This is a genomic window from Lysinibacillus xylanilyticus (assembly GCF_001183605.1).
In the GTDB taxonomy this organism is placed as follows: Bacteria; Bacillota; Bacilli; order Bacillales_A; family Planococcaceae; genus Lysinibacillus; species Lysinibacillus xylanilyticus.
In genome coordinates this window covers 1,824,647-1,848,507 of the sequence record NZ_LFXJ01000005.1, presented here as the reverse complement: position 1 = coordinate 1,848,507, position 23,861 = coordinate 1,824,647, and the positions used below count along the sequence as shown (strand labels likewise).

The window sequence follows — 23,861 nt, the reverse complement described above, 5'->3', positions numbered from 1 at the left end:
TGAAGTATGAAGCAAACGATTACACAGATTCTTCAAAAAGCACCCTATAAAGTGCATATGTTTGTGAAAGATTGTAAAACGGAGCATTTTTATATTAGTGAAAAAATAGAAGACACGTTTTCCAGTGCTAGCTTAATTAAAGTGCCTATACTACTTGCTGTTCTGAATTATGTAGAAAACAACAACCTATCATTAGAGCAAGAGATTATGATAGCACCTGAAGAATGGGTTGATTTTAGTGTTATTAGTGAGCAACGCTTAGAGCTAAGCACCATCTATGAGCTTTTAGTATGGATGATTATTACGAGTGATAATACAGCAACAAATGTACTAATCGATTTTCTTGGGATGGATACACTCAATCAATATTTTCGTGAAATTGGACTTCTGCAAACTACAGTTCAACGTAAGATGATGGATTTCGAAAGACTAGCAAAAGGCTTTGATAATACTACGTCAGCACGTGATATGGCACTGCTATTTTCAAGAATTTATCGCAGGGACTTGTTATCTTCGGCGTTTAGTGATCTAACGATAGATATTTTAAGTCGTCAACGTGTACACGAATCACTAAAGCGTTATTTAGTAGATGAAGTCAAACTTGCTCACAAAACAGGTGGTCTTGATACGGTAGATCATGATGTTGGAATTGTATATAGCAGCTCTGGGGATTATCTTATTGGCGTTTTTATCACAGAGGTTACTAATAATGATCATGCTAGGCAGCTAATTGGTCGTATTTCCAAAGTTGTATATGATTATTTGGTGAAGCGGAAGGAGATATAGAATGAATGCCATTGTGACGTCCATGATTGCGAATTTACACGAAAAGCCAGATGAAGCTTCAGAATTAGTGGATGAGGTACTATACGGAATGACGGTTCAAATCATGGAAGACATAGATGAGAGCTGGGTACTTATAAAAACCGCTTATCGCTATGAAGGGTATTGCCAGAAGGATAACTTACTAGTGGATGAAGCCAATACGCAAACCTGGCTACAAGAGGCAAACCATTTTATTAACCAAAGCTTCGCTGACATTTTGCAACAGCCTCAAATTCAGAGTGCGAAAATGATGACACTCGTTAAAGGCTCAATCATCTGTTCGAATGTCATTGACGAGCTAGATCCTGAATGGGCAGCAGTGCAATTAGTGTCTGGGGAAATCGGTTATGTACGTAGAAAATGGCTACAAGATAAAATTCCAGATAACAGCTTATCTGAGCAACAATTACGAGAAAATGTTGTCCAAACAGCGCTGAGTTATTTAGCAACACCTTATCGATGGGGAGGAAAATCGCCGCTAGGTATTGATTGCTCAGGTCTATGTTCAATGGCATATATGCTAAACGGGGTATATATTTATCGCGATGCCAATATTGTTGAAGGTTTTCCTATCAAGGAAATATCCCTAGAGCATATACAAAAGGGAGACTTATTATACTTCCCAGGACATATTGCTTTATATATAGGCGACAACCTTTACGTACATTCTTCGCTTGGTGGGAACGAGGTTAATATAAACAGTCTGGACGAACAGCATCAGCAATATAGAAAAGATTTGGCAATATCTATTACCGCTGTTGGTAGCTTATTCTGAAGCAACAGCAAATGTTTTCTGCGCGAAAGCGAAGCGACAGCGGCAAGAGTTTTCTGTAGCGGCATAAAAAGTTAGAGAAGCTTTAACTTGGCTTCTCTTTTTCAATTTTTGAGATGAATAGGGAAATAAAAAATAAATCTCCATGTCAATTACACATGGAGATTTTTTACGTTAATATTTATAAATATTTAATAGTTGACCGGCTTCAAGTCTATCAGAACGAAGCTGATTCCATTGTTTAATGGAGGTAACTTTAACATTATGAGCCTCTGCAATATGCATAAGAGAGTCTCCATCAGCTACGGTAATTGTTTTTTTATCTTTAACAGGACTGTCATACTGTTGTAAATCATACTTTGCAATCACTGCATTAAGCTTTTCGTTATATTGTGAATCTGTTGCATAGGAGCCTGTTAAAAATTTCGTAGCATCTGTATAAGACTTCGCATTGCTTTTAAAAACTCCTGCATAGAAATTTTTGTTCCAGGAAACACCATTACGCATTAATTTCACATAATCTTGTATGGAAGCTTCATAGGAAGGGTATTTGCGAAATGCAGCCATCACCCTTGTCATATTACCTGAACCATCATCCTCAGATGTTTCCAATGTTACGGAGTTATTTTGATAACTACCTTTCATACCAAATAAATTGTTATTTGGAGCAGATCCAAGACCACTTTGTCCATACTCACTTTCTAACACGGCTTGCGCAATGATAATCGATGCATACAAGTCATTTTCAGCACCTTGTTTCCTAGCAATTTCTGCAATAGAGCCAATAAACTCTTCTACACTAGGGCTATCATCGACAACTACAGGCTCTGTAGTTTCATGAGTATTGAAAAACTGTGTCACCATAAAAAACGAAATACAGATAACAACAACAGTAATCATAAGTCCTTTGAAAAAATTAATTAAGTTTTTCATTGTTCATTGATGTTGGTAGATTACAACATCTCCCTTCCTCCTTTCTTTTCAATAACAAAGTTTTATATATTTCTAATTATACAGAGTCATAAATAGAAATAAAGTCATGTCTATTTGAGTACATCATTCATAGAACGAAAAAACCCCTCATTTAGTTCCTTATTTTCCAGCTATTTTAGAAATGAAAGATCATTTAAATTTAGTTGCATAAACATTTTGAAGCTATTCATTTTCAAAGGAAATCTTTATTACTTAAAAACAGTATACGATTTTCTATGGAAATTATGAGATAAATAGAGTAGAGAGTCAAGAGGACAAATGTTATGATATAAGACAAAAAAATAAGTTTGAAATGACTTAAGATAGTGAAATATATATAGTAACACGATGTATCTGTAAAAAGTGTTAGTTCTAGACCTACTATGCTTTACGTATATGACATGAAGAGGATTAAAATAGTAGTTTATTTCTAATAAACATTAAATGAATATATTGTTGCCAAAGTGGTCAAAGTTTTACGAATGTTGAAGGTGATTTTCGTTCCATGCTAAAAGTAGTTGTTTGGAAAGAAGCGACCATTGTATGCCCCTAGTCGACCCCTTTTGTAGTTTTTTAACAATATATATTTAATATAGTGAGTTTACGGAAAGAATGTGTGATTCTTGAGAAGCGTTATTAAAAGGAGCTTATACAATGATAGCATTTGAAAATGTCACAAAAAAATATGTAAATGACCAAATCGCGGTGAAAGCTATTAATTTAGAAATCAACAAGGGGGAATTTTTTGTTCTTATTGGACCTAGTGGCTGTGGAAAAACAACATTATTAAAGATGATTAATCGATTAATTCATTTAACAGAAGGAACCATCCGAATTAACGGTAAAAGAATTAGTGATTACAACATACATGAATTGCGATGGAATATCGGCTATGTCCTTCAACAAATTGCGCTTTTTCCCCATATGACGATTGAAGAAAATATAGCTGTTGTGCCTGAATTGAAGAAATGGAGTAAACCGCAAATCCAGCAACGAGTTCGTGAGTTATTAGAAATGGTTGGACTTGAACCCGATAAATATAGTCAGCGCAAGCCAAAAGAGCTTTCTGGTGGTGAGCAACAAAGAGTTGGTGTTGTTCGTGCATTAGCAGCTGATCCCGAAATCATTTTAATGGATGAGCCTTTTAGTGCTTTAGATCCGATTAGCCGTACAAAATTACAAGATGACCTTCTTGAGCTTCAGCAAACGATACAAAAAACGATCGTCTTTGTTTCGCACGATATGCAAGAGGCCTTAAAATTAGGCGATCGGATATGTGTAATGAAGGATGGAGAAATCGTACAGATTGGTACTCCTCATGAAATCATACAAAATCCCGTTAATGATTTCGTTCGAGAATTTGTTGGGATAAAAGAGTATGGGATAAATACTTTCCATATCCAAGCTGTAATTGAACCAATTGCTGATGAGGTTTATCAAAGAAATCGAGAGAACATCATTTCTTCCAAGGATTCTTTGAACACCATTCTTCAAAAATTAGCTCATGATGAATGTATAGGTGTGGAAGAGAACGGGAAAATAATTGGCATTGTCACGAGAGCATCCATGCTTCAGTATTTAGCACATGATTCCTTAGAAAGAGGTAATTTAAATGGCTAATTTTCTTGATGTGTTTAGTGAACGAAAAGGCCAGCTAATAGCGTCTTTAGTAGAGCATATTCAAATTTCCTTCATTGCACTATTTTTTGCAGTGGTGATTGCTATTCCTCTAGGAATCTATTTAACGAATAAAAAGAAAATAGCAGAAAGTATTATTGGTATTAGTGCTGTTTTACAAACGATTCCTTCATTAGCGTTATTAGGATTATTGATTCCATTGTTCGGCATCGGAAAAGTACCTGCAATTATTGCCTTAGTTGTTTACGCACTTCTTCCGATTTTACGTAATACATTTACTGGGATAAACGAAGTAGATCCGTCTTTAAAAGAAGCAGCGATGGCGATGGGAATGAATACTCGAAAACGATTAGTGAAAGTAGAATTGCCTCTTGCTATGCCTGTTATCATGGCAGGAATTAGAACAGCTATGGTATTAATCGTCGGAACGGCAACATTAGCAGCATTAATCGGGGCTGGAGGTTTAGGGGATATCATTTTGCTTGGAATTGACCGAAATAATACGGCACTTATTATTTTAGGTGCAGTACCTGCGGCGATTTTAGCATTAGTGTTCGATTTCTTACTAAAAAAACTAGAATTACTGTCGTTTAAAAAAACTATCACAGCATTAAGTATTATTAGTGTTGTGGCAGTATTAATGATTATCTTCCCGTTACTAAACTTCAAAGAGAAAGAAGAAATTGTCATTGCAGGTAAGCTTGGCTCTGAGCCTGAGATTTTAATTAATATGTATAAATTGCTTATTGAAAATGAAACCGACTTAAAGGTGCAATTAAAACCTGGACTTGGTAAAACTTCCTTTGTATTTAATGCACTTAAATCTGGCAGCATCGATATTTATCCTGAATTTACTGGAACGGCAATTTCAGAGTTTTTAAAAGAGGAAGCCATCAATAATAATCAGGAGGATGTTTATAATCAGGCGAAAGAAGGAATGATGAATAAATTTGAAATGGTGATGCTTAGTCCGATGAAATATAACAATACGTATGCATTGGCAGTATCAAAGGAGATAGCGGATACCTATCATTTGCAAACAATTTCTGATATTAAGCCTATTCAAGAATCGATAAAAGCAGGCTTCACATTGGAATTTAATGATCGAGAAGATGGTTATTTGGGCATTCAAAAACGTTACGGTATCACGCTTTCTAACATAACAACAATGGAGCCAAAGCTTAGATATCAGGCGATCGAATCAGGGAATATAGATTTATTAGATGCGTACTCAACGGATAGTGAAATACGTCAATATAATCTACAAGTTTTGACTGATGATCAGCAACTATTTCCACCTTATCAAGGAGCTCCTTTACTAAGGAAAGAGACGCTAGAAAAATATCCTGAGATAGAAACAGCCTTAAATAAGTTGGCAAATCAAATAACAGATGATGAGATGCGCGAAATGAATTATCAAGTAAATGTAGAAGGTCAAAACATTGAAGACGTGGCACGCGAATATTTAATAAAGGCAGGACTATTATAAGAAGAAAATCATGTAATACAAGAAGCTAGAAAAGAGATGTTTATCTTTTATCTAGCTTCTTGTTTGTTTTGTCTCGGATTTTGAAGAGAGCCAAGGCAAAATGTTTAGTTTAACTTGAACGTATCTGTAAGAGGATATATTTGCGTAAAAACGAAGCGACAACGTCAATCACGATAAGGTGATAATACTTGATTTCACCTGTGACTATATTCTTGGGTATATTATACTTTTTATCTGACAACTAAGGGCTATATAGTTTTTTTAGTACTATAATAATTAATATTCAAAGGAATAACCTCGAAAAAGAATGAATATGAGAAATAATGGAAAATGAAAAATAAGATAGAATTATTCAATAAACAATATTTGGATGCTCATCACTTCGATAGTACAATTTCTTCCAGTTAAAGTTGTTTTGGATATAAATATGGATTAAAATGGGTATCAGCTCAAAAAAATAGCTTTTATCATTCGTTTTTACAGTTGAGCCAAGAAATTTATAGAGATACAATTTGGAGGAAGAAATGAAAAAGAGTTTATTTTTAATGTCTTCGTTAATTTTATCAACTTCAATCATTCTTAGTGGTTGTGGAAAAAGCGGGGACGAATCAAAGAAAGATGATGAACCAAAGAAAACACAAGAGGAAAAAGGACAAGATAAAGATAAAGTCCAAAAGGAAGAACCTAAAAAAGATCAAGAATCAACTAAAGGTTCAGCTGACTTTGCTTCCTTAATTTCTTATATGGAAAAGGAAACTCAAGGGAAAACTAAAGTTCTTTTTGAAAACAATGAACCCCAAGTACATAAAATGGAGAATGTTTCAATTTCGCTTGATGCATATTCAGTAGTAGAATTAAAAGATTTCCACACAGACTTTAATATTCCATTTGGTGAAGAAACAAACGGTGGCGTCATTTTAGCTAAATATACGGTGAAGAATGACATGGATAAAGATGTTTATTACATGCCTAGTTTAAATGTTACATTTACGGGTGCAAATAAAGATTATTCGAATTATAAAGATTTGATTCCAGAAGAAGATCAATTACCAACAAAACTAAACTACAAAACAGACTATTTGCTAAAAGCCGGTGAAGAGGTAACGGGGTATATCGCTTATCCATTCGGTGAGACAGATTTAGCAAAAATTAATGAACTAGGGACAGTAACAGTAATGGTTCCAGTACCGCTAACTGAAAAAGAAAAATATGACGCTACTATTGGTTCAGAAGGAAGATTTAATCTTGCTTTAAATACGGGTGGTTCGAAAAAAGTATCAAGTAATTCGTCATTTTATCAAGATAAAGTAACAATGGACAATATGGGTGAAAAGAAGATGTCGAAGGAAAAAAGCGACATCAATGAAAGTAAGAAAATAGGGGATGTAAATGCTATTCTAGAAGGGTATCAGTTTACACAATTTACACCTAATGAGGTGGAAGCTCCTCGTTTCTCTAATTTCACGAATGGTGTCACTTTATTAACAGTGAAATTTAAGCTAGAAAATAAAGCGACAAGTGAAATTGGCTTATCTTCTATGTCTTCGAAACTATCAGTCAATGATGGCATGCAATATTTATTAAGCGAAGGTATGCTATTAAATTACAAGTATAATGACGTTATTAAAGCTGGTGAAACTGGCGAGCTATTACAAGTATTCGTTTTAGATCAAGAGCAGTATGAAAAAATATGGAAAGATAAAGCTTTTGATATTGAATTAGGTCCAATTCGAAATAAAGGATCAGAGGATACTTCAAAAGGTAAAAAAGAAACGTTTACATTACCGAAATAAAATACAGGAGCCCTCTCACTAATTGAGAGGGCTTTAGCTTGGCCACAAAAGAATAAATTACAAAATAATGTTCGAAAAGAAAATGCTATTCGGGTTTCGAAACGTTTTAACAATGTAATTGACGATGTGAAATAATAGCTTTAAAATAAAAAAAGACCGTCCAGACGGTTTTTTATTTTTGGAAAGGGACGATTGTATGTCATCAAAAGCAGATTTAAAACGTTCACATATTATCCAAATGGCAATTCAATATTTAAAGGACAATGATTTAAGTACTTTAACTTTAGATAAAATTGCTAGTAGTGCGAACATTAGCAAAGGTGGTTTACTGTATCATTTTAAGACGAAGGATACCCTTCAAACAGCAATCGCTGAAACGATTATGAACGAGGTTATACAATCCTATGAACATTTCGTAAGCCTTGAGCAAGGGACAGGGAGATTAACGAGAGCATTTATTTTAGCTTCTCAAAAAGATCTTGCGAGTGGGGCAGCTTTAAATATTGCGATTCAAATTATGCAAAATGACCATTCAGTCATCTCAACAATATATGAATGTTTACTAGACGAGTTGTTCCAAGATGGCTTGGAGCAATCCGTTGTCCATTTGATTCGGTTAACGATTGATGGATTGTATTATTCACAGTTATTAAATATAGCACCGATTTCTGATGAAGCAACAAAAGGTGTCTTTGAACAATTAATGTACATGACAAGGAAGGACTAACATACATGAGTGCTTTTGGTTTTTTATTCATTTCAATAATCTCAGAAGTTTTTGCAAGCTCGATGCTGAAACTAACAAATGGTTTTAAACGATTATTCCCGTCAATTGGCGTAGTGGTTGGGTATGGAACAGCTTTTTATTTCTTTTCTCTAACATTACAATCTTTAGCAATTGGCACTGCCTATGCGATATGGGCAGGGATAGGAACGGCGTTAACGGCGATAATCGGTATAGTCTTTTATAAGGAATTATTCAATCTAAAAAAAATTATGGGCATTCTATTAATTATTGTCGGTGTGGTTATTCTAAATCTTGCTGGTAGTGGACACTAAGGAGGAATTTGAAAATGAAGGGTTATTTATTTTTAGCGTTATCCATCGTCAGTGAAGTATTTGCAACAACGATGCTCAAGTTTTCAGAGGTATTTACAATTCTAGGTCCATCTATAGCTGTCGTATTGGGATATGGCATTTCATTTTATTCATTGTCCCTATGCTTAAAAACGCTACCATTAAGCCTTGCGTATGCCATATGGTCTGGTATAGGTACAGCATTAACAGTGGTTGTCGGAATCGTTGTATGGGGAGATATTCTTAATCTTTACTCAGCCTTAGGCATTGTATTTATCATTGGTGGTGTTATTCTTCTAAATCAGGGAGACCAACACAATGTGACAACGTAACGTCCAAAAAAGAAAACGTCCCAAAATGGACGTTTTCTTTTTTTTGTAGAATCCTTATTTATGAAAAAGGTCGTCATATTCCTAAGTGCTACATATTATAGCGAGAGGTGTTAAATATGTTTGTATTTGTTTCAAAGTTTAAGGATAGCTCATAAGACTTAGGAGGGCTGGGGAAATGAATAATGAAAACACAAAAAAACATTTTCTATGTGAAGCGCTCTACGACATAAAAACACTCCAGGATATCATAAAGGATTTTCATTCTAAATATTTTGGTCAGCTGCTTATGAAAATAGTGGGAAATGATACGATTCCCTTTTTTTTAATAACACACGACGGTACTCATTTAAGATTAATGGATACGGTAAAGCAGTTTGAAACAGAGTTTTTTCGCATAGAGGCTATTGATAGAGAACATTGTCGAGGTACTGTTTCGCTTTTGCGAGCCTATGATTATGAAGGGAATGATACGAATTTGACGGCAGAGGTTGTCCGATTAGAGCGAACATCCTCAGAAAAATCCATTGAATTAAGTGGTATATCTGCAATTCAGTTATTAAAGCCTGACATGCTAAAAAGGAAATTTATTATTGAGCCCAAATGGTGAAATTTTAATTTATTTCAGCGGGTATTCAAACATCTGTAGCTGTCGCTACGCTTTCGGTACAAAAGACATCCGCTGAAATAGAGGAACTCAGTCTAAGAACGCCACGTCCTGTGGCAATTTATCTGTGCGATAGCGTAGCGGCAGCGGGCAATTATGCCGATGCATAATTGATATTACTAAAATAACATAAAAATTAGAGCATCTGTCTAGGTACACGCTGTATTCATTGAATTTATTAAAGAGAGAATTTTATGAAGGGAAGAGATTAATGAATGACAATTATCGGAATGCTGCATCATCGGCTAGATCCTAGAACTGTTCTTAAGTCATATGCTTTTGCGGCCGTTGCACAAGCCGAAGGGGCTCAATTTTTTTACTTTACTCCAAAAAGCGTTGACTTTGATAAACGTTCCATTAGAGGAAAGGTATATGAAAATGGTGATTGGCATGAAAAAATGTTGCCCTTCCCAGATGTTATATACAATGCAGGAAGTCCAGAAAAATTATCGGTATCAAAGGACATTATTGAGAAATTGAAAAAGGAAATACCTTTTACAACTCATTCTATAGGTAATAAATGGAATGTGATGAAGCGACTTAAAGAAGCAAAGGAATTTGAGAGTTATTTAATTCCAACAGAGGTTGTGGAAAATGTTAGTTTACTCCATAATTTTATGGCTTATTATAAAAAAGTCGTATTTAAACCGATAGATGGTCGGAAGGGAAAAGGAATCTATTTTATTTCAAAAGTGGGAAGAACTAACTTTGAGGTAAAGAAGGATAGGGAAACTACTATTTATTCACAGCCACAGCTAGATGAATTAATTAGAGGGCAACTTTCTACAGGCACCTTTATCGTGCAGCCTTATATCCAATCCGTAACAAAATCAGGTCAAGTTTATGATTTTCGTCTTCATGTTCAAAAAAACGGTGAAGGTAAATGGGTTATAACAACGATTTATCCGCGAATTGCACCAAATGGCTCGATTATACCTAATATTAACAATGGTGGTTTTACAAATTATTTAGATCCTTTTTTAGAGCAAGAATTTAAAGAAGAAGCTTATGATATTAGACGTATGTTAGAGCACTTTTCCTTATCATTAGCTCGACATTTAGATGAAATACAGAAGGAACAATTCGGAGAAGTTATTGATGAAATTGGCATTGATGTAGGCTTAGATGAGCAAAGAAAAATTTGGATGTATGAAGTAAACTGGCGACCAGGTTGCCCTCCTGCTTTTTATTTAGAATTAGATGTAGTCATCAATACTATAAAGTATGCAATGTACCTTGCTAAGAACCAGAAGCAAATTAAAAGGGAGATTAGGCAACAGAAGAAAAATCAGGATTCAGCAGAAGAAAAGGCTTTAGTAGAAGACGCTTCAGTAGAAGAGGCTTTAGCAAAAGAAAAGACATTAACCAAAGAAAAGACATTAGCGAAAGAAAAGGCTTTACCAGAAGAAAAGGCTATACCGATTATCGCGATTACCGGCAGTGCTGGAAAAACGACATCAAAAGCATTTCTGGCATCCGTTTTATCGCAGAAATGGAATATATTCGAGTCAAAAGATTATTGGAATACAACAGAGCATACGAAAAAACATAAAGAAGAGATTAATGCTTCACATGAGGCTGTTGTACTAGAGTACGGGATGGCTTATCCAGGAATCATAACGAACCACTGTAGCATTATTCAACCGAATATTAGTATTATTACAAATATCGGTTTAGCTCATGTGGGCAACTTTGATGGAGATATAAGAGGAGTGGCCAAGGCAAAATCGGAATTAATACATGGGATGGACCAAAACGGTTTATTAATCCTAAATAAGGATGATGATAATTCTAAGTATTTAGAGACACAGCAATTTAAAGGGAAAGTCTTAACAGTTGGTGTTCATAGAACTGCGGATTATAAAGCTTATGATATTCAATATAAAGACATCGGTATGACCTTTAAAATAAAGCTGCATGGACAGGAAACTTTAATGTATATCCCGATTTTAGGAGAACATCATGTTTATAATGCACTTAATGCCGTTGCGGTTGCAGATTATTTAGGGTTTAGTCCAGAAGTTATTAAAGCAGGGCTAAATTTCAAAAAACCACCACGAAGATTAACAATTTATAACTGTCGCGATGACATTACACTAATTGACGATACTGTTCACTCTCACCCTCAGGGCGTACGTGCTGCTATTGATGTTCTTACAAATATAGCGAAGAAACGTAAAGTTGCTATTATTGGTCAAATGCGAGAATTAGGGGATTTGAGGGAAGAGGAATATCGTAAAGTGGGCGAATACATTTATGAGCAAGACATAGATTTATTCATCACTTATGGTTTTAGAACGGAGGAAATGGGAGCAGCAGCGAAGGCAAAAGGGATGGATCCTTCTAAAATTTATCATTTTCTCAATAAGGATGAATTGCATGCACTCTTAGAGAAAGTCATAAAACCACACGATACCATTTTGGTAAAGGGTGCTAGTAAAACAAATATGTTTGATACGGTTAAATTTTTAGATCAAAAATATCAAGAATAAATAAAAAAGCCCGAGTAATTGCCCTTTTGAAGGAACAATTATTCGGGATATTTTTTTGGCTAAATAAATCATCGAATATGAGCATTTTCAGAAAGTATCCTAAATCTAAGATGCTTTTAAAATGAACTTAATTTCTTTTGCGGCGGTAATGGCTTTATTTTTAGCCTCCGCTAATGTTGCGCCTTCCGCAATTACATATGCATACCGATGTCCCATCGATAAAGGAGGAGTTAGCAATGTCCCTCTTCTCGGCTTCACATATACATCCACAACTCCTGGTGAATTAGTTGCTCTATTTCTTCCAATAACTTTTTCTAAAATACCTTTACTTTCAACAATGACGTATTTTGTATAGACAAACTTTCTATGCTTTGGCTTGATATCGGGGCGTTCACCTAAAAATAATTTAAGTGTTTCTTCTACTAAATTAAATCCAAAAGCGGCGTGAAGCATAGTATTCATTGCTCCACCAGAGATTCGCGGATTAATCTCGATAAGCTTCCATCCATTTTTTGTTAAACGGAGCTCTAAGTGCAGTGCACCATTTTCGATGTTAAACTCTTTAACAATTGATTGGAGTACTTCTTCAAGTCCGGTTTGAATTTCTTTTGGTGCTTTAACGAGAACACCATAACCAGTAATGATAAAACGTTTACCTTGAGTAATTTCTTGTTCAATAATACCGATGACATTTGCTTGTCGGTTATAGACAAGTGCTTCTACTAAATATTGCGGACCTTCGATATATTCTTCTACCATAACTGTTTCAAGAGGATTTTTGCTTCGTAAATAGCTCAGGTGTTTCAACAGTTGACCTGAGTCGTTGGCTAACAAAACATCTTTGGACCCTGTTGATTTTGGAGATTTCACAATAAGTGGAAATTCTATGTTATTAGAGACGGGCTCATTTGGCTTGAGAAGAAAAAACTTCGGAGAATAAGGCTGGTTCTTTAAAAAGTTTCTAGTTTTCTCTTTATCCTCCATCATTTCAATAGCTGTTGAAGATGTTTTGTTGTCACAAAATTCATCACATAAAATTGAGGCAATATGAACAAATGGATCAACAAAACTAACGATAGACTTTATTTCGAACCCTTTTTTAGATAAATTGAATATTTCGTCTTTCATGTCATCTATATTCGAAGTATCAATAAGAATCATTTTATGAATATCTGGATAGGTATTTCTCTGCTGTAATTGCTTTTCGTTGTTAGTAAAAAGTACAGTAAAATAACCTAATTTTTCTGCTGCTCTTGTTGCTTCACGACTTGACCCGGATTTGTTTGCGCCAATGAATATAATCGTTTTCAGGTATATCACTCCTTCTATTGTTACTTAGATGCTTAATCAACTATATATATATGCGAAGAAATAGCTTTCCTCTAGTTAAGTATCTCGTATACATCCAAGCAACTTTTAAGAAGTTACATATACTAGAGAGGAAAGGAGGGGAAAATATTATGAAGCCTCTTACGGTGCAGGATTTAAAAGCAATAACTGCAGGCCATTTAGTGCAAGGGTCGGAGGAAGTATTGATTCAACATGGCGCATATCGACTGAAGCAAGTCAAAAGACCAAATACCGCCCTTTTTACAAATAAGCCTATTGTCAACTGGAAAGACTTTGAGTCACTTTATCCTATAGTGCTTGTAACTGATAGACTATACAGTCAAAAAGAAATACCTGAGCAAATAATCATCATTAAAGTAAAAGATATAGATGAGGCCTATTGGAAATTTATAAATTTTTATCGCAATCAATTTAATATCCCAATCGTAGCCATTACTGGTACTTCTGGTAAATCGACAACAAAAGAGATGATCAAACATATACTTTCTGCAGAAAAAAATGTAGTATCCACGCCACTAAGTAGTAATTCTAGAACTGCTTCTTTGCAATATTTACTGAATATTGATGATCATACTGACGCAGCCGTTTTTGAAACTGCTGTTGGTTCACCGGGGGACATCACACTTGCGGGGGAATATTTCAAGCCGACTATTGGGATTATTACAAATATAGGAGCACATCATTTAAATTATTGTAAAACTTTAGAGGGATATATCCAAGCAAAGGGTGAAATGCTGGACATTATTAGTCCTACAGGCACTTTAATCCTTAATGCTGATGATATCAACACAAGTAAAATAGATTTATCGAAGTTTCAAGGACGTATTATTAAAGTAGGTAAGCATCAATCCTGTGATTTTCGAGCAAGTAATATTCGCTACTACAAAAACGGTATGCTATTTAACGTTCATCACAATAGGAAACTCTATGAAATATATGTACCAGGTTTTGGCGAGCACCAAGTGTATAATGCACTTGCTGCGATTGCAGCTATTTATGAAATGGGTTTGCCGATTTCTTTGGCATCTGAACAACTGCAATCATTCCGAAAATTGAATAAGCAGCTTCAGGTGTTTAAGGGCATTAATAATTCCGTATTAATAGATGATACATGGAATATTACAACTACTTCTTTGGAGGCAGGATTAAAGGTTTTGAATGCGCTCGGAGAAGGCAAGAAAAAGATTGCCATTATTGGGACGATTACAGATTTAGGGTCTTGGGGATATATTATTCACGAGCAAGCAGGAGAATTAATTGCTCAAATTGGGGTCGATGTACTCATTACGATAGGAGAACATGCAAGCATTATGGCGGTTCATGCTATTGAGGAAGGCCTTACTTCACCTGTTCATATTTTTAAAAATAGTACGCTCGTCTATAAATTGTTAGATAAACTTGTAGATGAAAATACTATCATTTTCATTAAAGGAGACATGTATAGTAAAGAAGTTTCTAAGTTGGCAGATGATTTAAAAATAAAAAAATCATCTACTTCCGAATAGATTATTGCTATTCACCTAAATAAATGTTATTTTTCATCATTTACTAGATTGAGCATGCATATAGCCAATTGCTAGAAATGCAGAAGCATGGTCATATTAACTCATTTATTCAGAAATGTACATTATAGGAAGGGGGCGTAGTTAACTTGCAACATATTAGTGTGAGCGATATAAGAAAATTATTACAAGGAGAATTAATAAGCGGTTCTGAACTCTGGTCTGTTAAACAAGCAATTTATTATAACCGACATGAACTGACCCAAAATAATACACTTATGTTTGTTAGTAGAAATGATACAATCAACTGGCAAGAAATAGATCGAAAAGGTCCATCTCTAGTCATTTCTGATAAATCATCAGAGGAATTGAAAAATGCGCTGAAGAATACGACCGTTATACGCGTCAAGAGTATTGTGCAGTCATATTGGAAATTCATGGATTATTACAGAAATCTATTTCAAATACCTGTCGTTGCTTTGACTGGAACATGTGGTAAAACAACAACAAAAGAAATGATTAAACACATAGCTAGTAAGGAATGGAATGTTCAAGCATCTGTCAGCAGTAAAAATGAGCCACGGCAATCCTTACCCTACTTGACTGGAATCAATCAGAATACAAAAGCAGCAATCTTTGAATTAGGACTGGGGAATATAGGGAATATTAAACACCAATGTATGATCTATCAGCCTACGATTGGTATCATTACGAATATCGGAGTCCATCATCTAGATGGATGTATTAATCTTGATGGCTATATAAAAGCAAAGGCTGAAATTGTAGAAGGAATAAGAAAAGATGGCACATTAATCATTAATGGTGATGATGAAAACATTAAAAAGATCCCCCTGAATAAATTTAAAGGGAAGGTTATTACCTTTGGCGTTCACGAAAAGTCAGATTATCAAGCAACGAATATCAAATTCGCAAAAGGCGGCATGAAATTTGTACTAAAAGTAGAAAATGGTAATTACAATTTGTTTGTTCCTGGATACGGAGAACACCAAGTATATAATGCATTAGCAGCTATAGCTGCCGTAAAGGAAATGGGACTTTCCATTGCTGTCGCAATTTCACAATTAAAAACGTTCAAATCGATGGCAAGGCACTTAGAATTTTCTTCAGGCATCGGTGAATGTACTATAGTAGATGATACTTGGACAAATAACCCGACTTCTGTTGAAGCAGCACTGAAGGTTTTAGATACGATAGGAAAAAGGAAAAAAGTAATTCTTATTTTAGGTGACATAAAGAGATTAGGAAATTTCGAAGAGAAATATCATCGTGAGATTGGCACAATGGTCGCAAAAAGAAATATCGATACGCTTATTACGATTGGCAAAAGAGCAGAAAATATTGCGAACCAAGCGTTGAAGGAAGGCACGAAAGCAGATGTGCATATGTTTAAAGATGTTACAGGAGTTTTAGAAGTACTAAAGAATAAGCTCGATAGTGAAACCATTGTACTTATTAAAGGTCCTATGTCTAGCAAATCTATGATAGAATTTGCGAATCAGTTAAAAAATAAATAATAGAAAAAGAAGCTTCCTTATGGAAAGCTTCTTTTTTCAAAACATGTAATTGTGTTGATCTTTTTAAATTTGGAGCATTTGAAATGATTCTAGTAAACTTTCTTAAAAAACACGTTTCGCTGTAATATAATGCTCTTTATAATAATCAACCATTAGTACTCTTGTAGTAATACCACTAGAGCTTGGAATGATAATACGTTGATCTCCTGCATAGATAGCAACTAGTGAAGGAGTTTTAGAGCCTTTAACACTATTAAAGAACACTAAATCACCCTTTTTTAAATTGGTACGTGATACCGTTGTTCCAACATTCATTAGTTCCTTTACATTGGTTGCACCAAGTTTAACTCCACTTTTACGATAGACGAAGTCTACATAGCCTGGCGCTGTAAAGCGAAGACTTGCTTCATTATTTGTAGAGCTCATAGTTACTTTATTTTTATAATTAAAGGCGTTTTCAACAATTTTATCGCCTTTCGTTGCAGGATTAGCTGAAAGTAATGTAGGTAATACTCTACGAGCCCCTACATAATTATCTTTATAATATGGTTTGCCGTTTAAATCAGAAATAACGATATTTTGCTTAGAATCAGCCATATGAATCATTTTATTGTTCCCGATATACATACCAACGTGGTCAGGGTCTGTCCCAGTTTTTTTACTCTTAAAGAATAGTAAATCACCTTTTTGTAATTGGTTTCTGCTAACAGCTGTTCCTTGCTGTAACATATAATCCTCATTATAAGTTCCAATGTCTACCCCATTCTTCTCGAAAATGTACATAATAAATGAAGCACAAGAAAACTTATAAGGATATGTAGCCTTGTATACGGAATTGCTGTATGTCGCCTTACCAATTAAGCTTTTTCCAGTTTGAATTAGTTGATCTGCTTTCGCATTAACTGCTTGTGTGTTATTCAGGGCATTTGTTGTTGCAGCCTCTACTTCTATGGGTTGAACAGTTGGTTGTACCATCCCCACTGCGCTAAAACCTATCGTCAATGCTAATGTTGTAGTTAAAAATCGTTTATTCATGTTGTAAATTCCTCCTGAAGCTTTTTGTTAGGATTAATCCTGATTTGGCTTGCCATTGGAATTAATCGTAGCATGAAAAAGTAGGGCTTCTTCGAGGAAATTGTTACCACAGCGAATGGGAAATCGCTGTAAACACCTGATATAAAGGGCTTCATAGCCTTAATTTACAGTTATATTACAAATGTTTCAGTAGGGTGAAGTGTTGTAGAATCGAAAGGTCATAGGGGCAGGCAGTACAGGCATTTCTAAGCGGTGGAAAGAGGCATTAACAGGGGGAAACGACAATCATCAACCTATACACTAACTATGGAGTACTTAGTGATATTCAGACTATCACATCATTGGGGTCTAGCGATAAATAACGGTTGGAAAACAAAATGACCAAGGATATCTATATTGAGGAGCGAGGGAGTGTCGTTCAAGGCTACGAGGCGCGATTGTCGAACTGTTTCCCACCCCTCATTATACCTACGATTTAACTGACAGCTTAGTGGGATGATTCTTTTTTTGCTCTTTGGAAAGCGGATGTCGATAAAATTCAGAAGTTGGGTGATAAAACGCGAAAGTTAATCGATAAAACTAAAAAGTTGGGCGATAAAACGTAAAAGTGTTCCGATAAAATTAAAAAATTGGATGACATTTTGTTAAAATGTCTGTCAGGAAATCGCCCCCACACGTTGCGGAAGAATCATACTTTAAACAGCATGCCAGTTGAATAGAAATTTAACTTCTATTCAACTGTTTTCTTTTAAATTTCCTGAATCATCTCCACTCTATTACCGAATGGATCTCTAAATTCAAAACGTTCAAAATGAGGAATTGGAACTGAATCGAAAATTTCGATATGTTGTTCAGCTAATGCTTTTTTCCACTGCTCTATATTTTCAACCTGATAGGCAATATGAGCCTTTGTCGTTAATCTATCAAAGCCATCCTCTGTCCCTACATGGACCTCTTTATTGCCAACCTGTAACCAAAATCCACCTCGTCCTTTCAGCGAATCAGGCTTTTCAATTTCTTTTAGACCTAATACTTGACAGTAAAAATGTTTCCCTTTTTCCTCTTCACCTTTTGGAATTGTTATTTGAACGTGATGTAAGCCTATAACCATTTTTTCTCCCCCTTTAATTCTTCATCGATACTTACTTCTAGGATAATAATGCCAAATCCTTTAATTTGACGAATGAATTGTATTTTTTCTCACGAATGAAGCCTTTGTAAAACCAGTAAGAAGTATTAGAGAATAGGCCAATAGAAGCCATGAGGCGAAATAACGATCTGCATCAGCCGATAAGTTCGGAAAAATATTGTCGAAATAGAACAATACAACTGCATCGATGAGCATTCCAGGTAGTACGATACAAATAGCAGCAAGTAATCGCTCTGTACCTTGTATTTTTTTCAAAGAATAAATAGGTATTGTCGATATCCAAATGAGCGGAATAACTAAAATGTAAGCACCAATCATGAGAAAAGGTTTTTCAAGGGTAAAAAAGTATTGCCCTACTAATCGAAACGCAGCACTTGCAAATAGCCAAATCCCAAAACCCCAGCATAAAAAGAATGACATAGTGGTTCCTCCTCAAGTTATTTTCCTAGACGATGCAGTGTTTGAATGATTTTTTCTAATTGTTGATAGAATGCATCTACATCGAAATCGTCCCTCATCATTACTTGTATAGCTAAACCATCAATAATGGCATTGAAAAAAATGCTCCAAGTTTCCATTGAAACGCCATCAATGGGTGATGTATCCCATAATCTTTCTAAAACGTTACATAAATGTTCATTTTCTGACGCTAGGATTTGTCCAATTGTCTGTTTAATAGTTGGGTTACTAAAGCCCAAGACGATTAAAGTGAAAAATAATTTATGATAAAAAGAATCGTTTTCATATCGACTTTTTGCAGAGAGAAGTGCAGATTGAATCACTTGTTGATCAGTCGTCAAAATCTCATTCCAAGAATTTTCACAGATGTCTTGGACAATTTCAAGAATTATTTGCTCTTTTGATTTGAAATGATAATAAATAGTTCCTTGTGTCACACCAGCTTGCTCAGCAACAGCCTTTAATGTAAATTTTTCAATCCCTCTTTCTACTAAACTTTGCTTCGCAGCAGTTAATAAATCTGACTTTTCGATACCAGTAGGTTTGGCCATCCATTTACACCTCCTTTGTTATTAGTTAGTTGGATAACTAACTCTAAAATAACAAAATATCCTTTATTTTACAAGTTCATTTTAGCAACAGATGATACCTGAGCCTATTGAAAATAATAGAAGCACTCAATAATACCAGATACTATGGTATAATAATAAAAACGGAATAATAAGATAGAGGTACAAATCATAAATTCGATTTGTTTAAAAGGAAAGATCGATGTAAATCCGATGCTGTCCCGCAACTGTAAATGTGAGGACGTATCAAAAAACCACTGTTACGCATTGTAATGGGAAGGTGAAAAGTTTGATGAACATATGCCAGGAGACCTGCCCTTATCTTGTACATCCAAAAAACCTACGAGGATAGGGCTTGGATGCTTATTTGGTTGTCTATTATAAACGTTGATAAATGCAGGGTTAACATTACACTAATAAGGTTTACTTTAGTAAAATAAGGTATATTATATTTGTTGAGTAGATTCTCTTTAAGGACAAGAAAAGTAGGTGAACAAAGTGGGGAAATATCAATTGGATACCAAAGGTAAGGTAGCTGTGACAAAGTATCATGAAAAACACAAGCCCGCCATATTTGATAAAAAGCAGCAACTTGAAAAAATACGTGCGGAGTATTTGAAAAAGAAGCAAGAACAAACAGATAAATAATATGAATGAAAACATAGGAAGACTAAATTTTTATTAAAAGTCAAGTTATAAGCTGAAACTATTTTAAATAGTGAATTCTTATTTAATGTCACACATTATATGTATAGAAATTAAAAGGATAGAAGAGCTTAAATAAATTCGCTCTATCTATCCTCTTTTTTACCACAAATGACCCTATTTACTACACAACTAATTTGTTCGTTAATCAATCTAATGTTGCGGTAATTCAATAGGAGCTTATATCAATTATTAAATATAAATTCAAGCCTATTTCTTAAACCTCTAAGTAATAAAAGATATAGGTTATTTTCTAAAGGCTGTTTTGAAAAGATTGTTGCTATTCAACTAACGAAGCAGTTTAGTTGAATAAGCAGTTGGTAACGTTATTAGCTTGGGTTACAATAGAAAGGTCTGAATAGCCATTCGTTGTGCGTACCGTGATAGGTGCGCATATTTTTATATTTCGGGCTTACGTAGCATACGAAAGGCACCTCATTTGATTGATACGTTTATAGTACCGGGAGGTGCTGCTTTTTTATATTCGTTATTTGAATACGGGCTTACGAACTATCGTACCCCGTTAGCGTAATAATAAAATACACCTGAACCATCTAACTCGACGGCAACCCTGATTATCATATATACAAAATAATAAAATTCACATTATTTACTCGCGGAAATAGGTGGAGTCGTAAGAATTATGTTATTATCTTTTAACTGCACGCGAAAAATATATGCAGGGTGATCAAAACCTTTTGTATCAGTATAGTACTCTAAATTATACTCTATAATGTCTAATGTCTCACCTTCAAATTCTTCACCCGCGCCGAAAGGTCCCATAGGATAAATGTCTCCTTGTTTCAGTTTTTGAAATGCTTCTTTTGGAGAAATAATTTCGACATCTCGCACTTTTTGACCTTTGGGATCGTAAATAGGCATTTTTTTACCTTCATCACTTAACTCTAGTGATGTTTTTATAGTGACATGAGACATATCTGTTTTTCCATAAGGATCAAATGGCATATTACCAAATTCCTTCATTTGATACGAAATAATTATTCCAAGTGCGACGAAGCTTACTGCAACGGGTAAGATTAAATATTTGATTATTTGTGTGTGTGATTCCTTTTTTAAAAAAAGAATAAGAACTATATTTAATATACAATACCCCAACATCATTCCTATCGTATTATGAAGTAAATCGTCTAGTGCCGCACTTCCACGAAGTGTTATAAATTGAAGAGTTTCTATAAATAAAGTTGTTGTAATTGAAGTTATTAACATCCATTTTGCTTTTAAAAAAACTTCACTAAATAAAGGTAATAAAATCCCTAACGGAAACAGCATACCTATATTAACAAGAATATGAAAAAAAGAATTAAATGAAAATTGATTCCATGCTTGTTGATACGCGCTCAGTACATCGAAATCAATTGTTCTCACAAAGATATTCTCAGCTGGACGACCAAATGTGGTAGCCATTATTAAAAGTAAATAATATCCTATTATTAATGTGAGTAATATAATTTGTCGTTTAGTAAATTTCTTTTCTCCTTCATTAATTAAATTCATTTTACACCTCTTTAGAATAATATATATTTTATCTGCCATGGAAATCCTCTTGAATTAAACCCATTGCAACATAACTTCTTAAATAATTTGACTAGTTTATTTTAGCAAGAAAATCTTAAGGTTTTTTTAGTATAAAGCTTAAGATTTTATGAAGTATTCGCCAATTGAAATTAAACGATTTAATTATCTCTGATCAGATTATGCAATTTTATATGTTAGATTGTGAAGGAATGTACTTAAACAAACGGGGTGCTTTTGTCAAGTGGAGCAAAGTCTTTTAAGACATTGCTCCTTTTACATTTAAAAGTACTTCTGATAATACTCTTTCCTTAGCTTCCCGCTTAATTGAGCGTAGATCCTAGTTGTTTCGCTTTTCTCATGCCCCATAAGACTTTGTATGACTTCTATGGGAGCCCCATTGTTCAACAAATGAGTCGCATAGCTGTGTCTAAGTTGGTGTGCATGAATTTCTTTATTGATTTCAGCACGATTTGATATTCGCTTGATGATGTATCTCATTAGGGCAACACTCATTTTATGTGGCTGCTTTTGACAGTAACAATTCCATTCCCCCTAAAATAGTAATATAAAAGGGATAATTGCCAACTTAATAGAATTCTAGACATAAGGAGTGATTTTACTAACGGTGCAGCATTCCTGTTTGAAGGATGTGAAAGAAAAGGAGCCCTCTAGTATGATGCATGAGTGTCAACGACCATTGACCCATCATCAAACAAGGAGGACTCCTTTATGCATTCTAAATGGAATATTAAAATTAATCAAGTTACTGAAAATACACTCGTTGTCGGTATGGATATTGCAAAGCGTATTCATTACGCATGCTTTGTCGATGAACGCGGGCGAGTAATAGAAAAAGCTTTTGCGGTACATCAATCGAAAGAAGGCTTCGAAACAATCAATGGTGGTACTGTGTAGTAAATTACTGAAGGTATTACATGGTATTTGTAAAAAGAAAGTCCGTTTTGACGAGAAACATATGATGAAAGACCTCTACTGTCTCGCAGAGGCAGCGTAAACAAATTTTCTTCATCGAACTATAACTAGAAGGATGACACGGAGAAGCCAGCAACATAACTAAACTTAGACCAAGAGTCCCTGGGGCAGCTTAGCAGGCCTCTGCCTTATGAATAGACCCAACGAAGGAATGTAAGCGCACTGACGCTAAGAGACATGGGAGGGTACGTCGTCATAAGCATCGCAGAGATCCATTGTGCATCAAATAGTGGACTAAAAAAGCTAATGATTTTCATTAGTTTTAGCGAAGCGTACGCTCGATTTGGTAATAAAAACTATAAATTCAATTATACGTTTAAAAAGTGATGGAAAAATATTTTTACTACATCACAAAGTGATGAAAACCGTTGATACTTCAATGTATATAGAGGGAGGTTAGTTTAGGAACTTAGTTCTATTGATAGCGTCAAATTTATAAATTTTATGCAGTTATTAACTATTATAAAAGAGGTGGTTGTTGTTTTGGAATAAAGTTTGATTAAAAGCATGCTGTAAACATTGATTTTATAATAGAAGAAACCCATACATTTTGAAAAAAGATTGATCAAAATATTTCAATAACATAGATAGGTAATTATTTAGCGTTTCTGAATATTTTATTTCATCATGATTTTGGCTTAAACAACTTACCTTTTTTATAAACTGTACAACTTTATTTCAAATTTGCACCATCTGTAGCTTTAGAAAAAAGATTGATCAAAATGGAGTTGATATTTCTAACTAAGTATGAGGTTTTTATAAGAAAGTTTAATTTGTTGTTTCACTAATAGCTGATAATGCAATCTTGTCATCTACATCCAGCTGAGCACGTGGCGTGATCGATGTGATCACTTAAATTAATTTTAGCTGCAGTATCTGATGTAACCGGTGGCCCGGAGAAAAGCACGCACCTGGTATTTTCCGGTGGAACATTGAGTCAATACCCAGGTTTATTTCATCGCAACTTTATTTC

The 23,861-nt window shown here is 34.7% G+C and carries 20 protein-coding genes, 2 pseudogenes and 1 riboswitch; of the genes and pseudogenes, 14 read left to right on the top strand and 8 right to left on the bottom strand.

The window, feature by feature from the left end; genetic code table 11:
* The first annotated feature begins 6 nt into the window (after window positions 1–6).
* Together ACZ11_RS11885 and ACZ11_RS11880 are read left to right on the top strand one after the other, a co-directional pair.
* Window positions 7–786 carry a serine hydrolase gene (locus ACZ11_RS11885; protein WP_049666304.1) on the top strand — a complete coding sequence of 260 codons (780 nt, stop codon included), beginning with the start codon at window positions 7–9 and terminating at the stop codon, window positions 784–786.
* A 1-nt stretch (window position 787) separates the two neighbouring features.
* Window positions 788–1,600: a C40 family peptidase gene (locus tag ACZ11_RS11880; RefSeq protein WP_049666303.1), complete on the top strand. Its 813-nt coding sequence runs from the start codon at window positions 788–790 to the stop codon at window positions 1,598–1,600.
* Window positions 1,601–1,771: 171 nt separating this feature from the next.
* On the opposite strand, the gene ACZ11_RS11875 is transcribed toward ACZ11_RS11880, so the two are convergent.
* Window positions 1,772–2,497, bottom strand: a complete 726-nt coding sequence (locus tag ACZ11_RS11875) for a glucosaminidase domain-containing protein (protein ID WP_236690844.1) — start codon at window positions 2,495–2,497, stop codon at window positions 1,772–1,774.
* A 726-nt stretch (window positions 2,498–3,223) separates the two neighbouring features.
* Here ACZ11_RS11875 and ACZ11_RS11870 point away from each other — a divergent pair.
* From ACZ11_RS11870 to ACZ11_RS25220, 8 genes are all read left to right on the top strand, one after another.
* Complete coding sequence (locus tag ACZ11_RS11870; protein ID WP_049666300.1) at window positions 3,224–4,189, top strand: ABC transporter ATP-binding protein; 966 nt, start codon at window positions 3,224–3,226, stop codon at window positions 4,187–4,189.
* Complete coding sequence (opuFB, locus tag ACZ11_RS11865) at window positions 4,182–5,696, top strand: osmoprotectant update ABC transporter permease/substrate-binding subunit OpuFB (protein WP_049666298.1); 1,515 nt, start codon at window positions 4,182–4,184, stop codon at window positions 5,694–5,696. The genes ACZ11_RS11870 and opuFB overlap by 8 nt, the downstream gene beginning before the upstream one ends.
* Before the next feature lie 524 nt (window positions 5,697–6,220).
* The gene (locus tag ACZ11_RS11860) at window positions 6,221–7,489 is read left to right on the top strand and encodes a DUF5068 domain-containing protein (protein WP_049666296.1); all 1,269 of its coding nucleotides are present in this window, start codon (window positions 6,221–6,223) and stop codon (window positions 7,487–7,489) included.
* A gap of 196 nt (window positions 7,490–7,685) precedes the next feature.
* Entirely contained in the window at window positions 7,686–8,216 is a 531-nt protein-coding gene (locus tag ACZ11_RS11855) for a TetR/AcrR family transcriptional regulator (protein ID WP_049666293.1), read from the top strand.
* A gap of 5 nt (window positions 8,217–8,221) precedes the next feature.
* Entirely contained in the window at window positions 8,222–8,548 is a 327-nt protein-coding gene (locus tag ACZ11_RS11850; RefSeq protein WP_049666291.1) for a DMT family transporter, read from the top strand.
* Between the two features lie 14 nt (window positions 8,549–8,562).
* Window positions 8,563–8,898 carry a DMT family transporter gene (locus ACZ11_RS11845; protein WP_049666288.1) on the top strand — a complete coding sequence of 112 codons (336 nt, stop codon included), beginning with the start codon at window positions 8,563–8,565 and terminating at the stop codon, window positions 8,896–8,898.
* Window positions 8,899–9,073: 175 nt separating this feature from the next.
* A complete protein-coding gene (locus ACZ11_RS11840) occupies window positions 9,074–9,505 on the top strand; it encodes a lipocalin/fatty acid-binding family protein (protein ID WP_049666287.1) in 432 nt (143 codons plus the stop codon).
* A 272-nt stretch (window positions 9,506–9,777) separates the two neighbouring features.
* A complete protein-coding gene (locus tag ACZ11_RS25220; RefSeq protein WP_082172761.1) occupies window positions 9,778–12,054 on the top strand; it encodes a YheC/YheD family protein in 2,277 nt (758 codons plus the stop codon).
* A gap of 105 nt (window positions 12,055–12,159) precedes the next feature.
* On the opposite strand, the gene ACZ11_RS11830 is transcribed toward ACZ11_RS25220, so the two are convergent.
* The gene (locus tag ACZ11_RS11830; protein ID WP_201778527.1) at window positions 12,160–13,365 is read right to left on the bottom strand and encodes an ATP-grasp domain-containing protein; all 1,206 of its coding nucleotides are present in this window, start codon (window positions 13,363–13,365) and stop codon (window positions 12,160–12,162) included.
* A 149-nt stretch (window positions 13,366–13,514) separates the two neighbouring features.
* Here ACZ11_RS11830 and ACZ11_RS11825 point away from each other — a divergent pair, with 149 nt between their 5' ends.
* Together ACZ11_RS11825 and ACZ11_RS11820 are read left to right on the top strand one after the other, a co-directional pair.
* The gene (locus ACZ11_RS11825; protein ID WP_049666283.1) at window positions 13,515–14,909 is read left to right on the top strand and encodes a UDP-N-acetylmuramoyl-tripeptide--D-alanyl-D-alanine ligase; all 1,395 of its coding nucleotides are present in this window, start codon (window positions 13,515–13,517) and stop codon (window positions 14,907–14,909) included.
* Window positions 14,910–15,055: 146 nt separating this feature from the next.
* The gene (locus ACZ11_RS11820; RefSeq protein ID WP_049666282.1) at window positions 15,056–16,441 is read left to right on the top strand and encodes a UDP-N-acetylmuramoyl-tripeptide--D-alanyl-D-alanine ligase; all 1,386 of its coding nucleotides are present in this window, start codon (window positions 15,056–15,058) and stop codon (window positions 16,439–16,441) included.
* Window positions 16,442–16,543: 102 nt separating this feature from the next.
* On the opposite strand, the gene ACZ11_RS11815 is transcribed toward ACZ11_RS11820, so the two are convergent.
* The 4 genes from ACZ11_RS11815 to ACZ11_RS11800 form a co-directional block, all read right to left on the bottom strand.
* Complete coding sequence (locus ACZ11_RS11815) at window positions 16,544–17,476, bottom strand: C40 family peptidase (protein WP_049667173.1); 933 nt, start codon at window positions 17,474–17,476, stop codon at window positions 16,544–16,546.
* A gap of 748 nt (window positions 17,477–18,224) precedes the next feature.
* Window positions 18,225–18,587, bottom strand: a complete 363-nt coding sequence (locus tag ACZ11_RS11810; protein ID WP_049666280.1) for a VOC family protein — start codon at window positions 18,585–18,587, stop codon at window positions 18,225–18,227.
* Window positions 18,588–18,647: 60 nt separating this feature from the next.
* A complete protein-coding gene (locus tag ACZ11_RS11805; protein WP_049666279.1) occupies window positions 18,648–19,046 on the bottom strand; it encodes a DUF5367 domain-containing protein in 399 nt (132 codons plus the stop codon).
* A 17-nt stretch (window positions 19,047–19,063) separates the two neighbouring features.
* Window positions 19,064–19,636 carry a TetR/AcrR family transcriptional regulator gene (locus ACZ11_RS11800; protein ID WP_049666277.1) on the bottom strand — a complete coding sequence of 191 codons (573 nt, stop codon included), beginning with the start codon at window positions 19,634–19,636 and terminating at the stop codon, window positions 19,064–19,066.
* Window positions 19,637–19,797: 161 nt separating this feature from the next.
* A riboswitch (cobalamin riboswitch) is annotated at window positions 19,798–19,988 on the top strand.
* Between the two features lie 164 nt (window positions 19,989–20,152).
* Here ACZ11_RS11800 and ACZ11_RS26600 point away from each other — a divergent pair.
* Entirely contained in the window at window positions 20,153–20,302 is a 150-nt protein-coding gene (locus tag ACZ11_RS26600) for a hypothetical protein (protein WP_049666276.1), read from the top strand.
* Window positions 20,303–20,965: 663 nt separating this feature from the next.
* On the opposite strand, the gene ACZ11_RS11790 is transcribed toward ACZ11_RS26600, so the two are convergent.
* Window positions 20,966–21,874, bottom strand: a complete 909-nt coding sequence (locus ACZ11_RS11790) for a VanZ family protein (protein WP_049666275.1) — start codon at window positions 21,872–21,874, stop codon at window positions 20,966–20,968.
* Between the two features lie 300 nt (window positions 21,875–22,174).
* Window positions 22,175–22,423: pseudogene (locus tag ACZ11_RS11785) on the bottom strand (tyrosine-type recombinase/integrase); the annotation flags it as partial.
* A 201-nt stretch (window positions 22,424–22,624) separates the two neighbouring features.
* Here ACZ11_RS11785 and ACZ11_RS11780 point away from each other — a divergent pair.
* Window positions 22,625–22,786: pseudogene (locus ACZ11_RS11780) on the top strand (IS110 family transposase); the annotation flags it as partial.
* Between the last annotated feature and the right edge of the window lie 1,075 nt (window positions 22,787–23,861).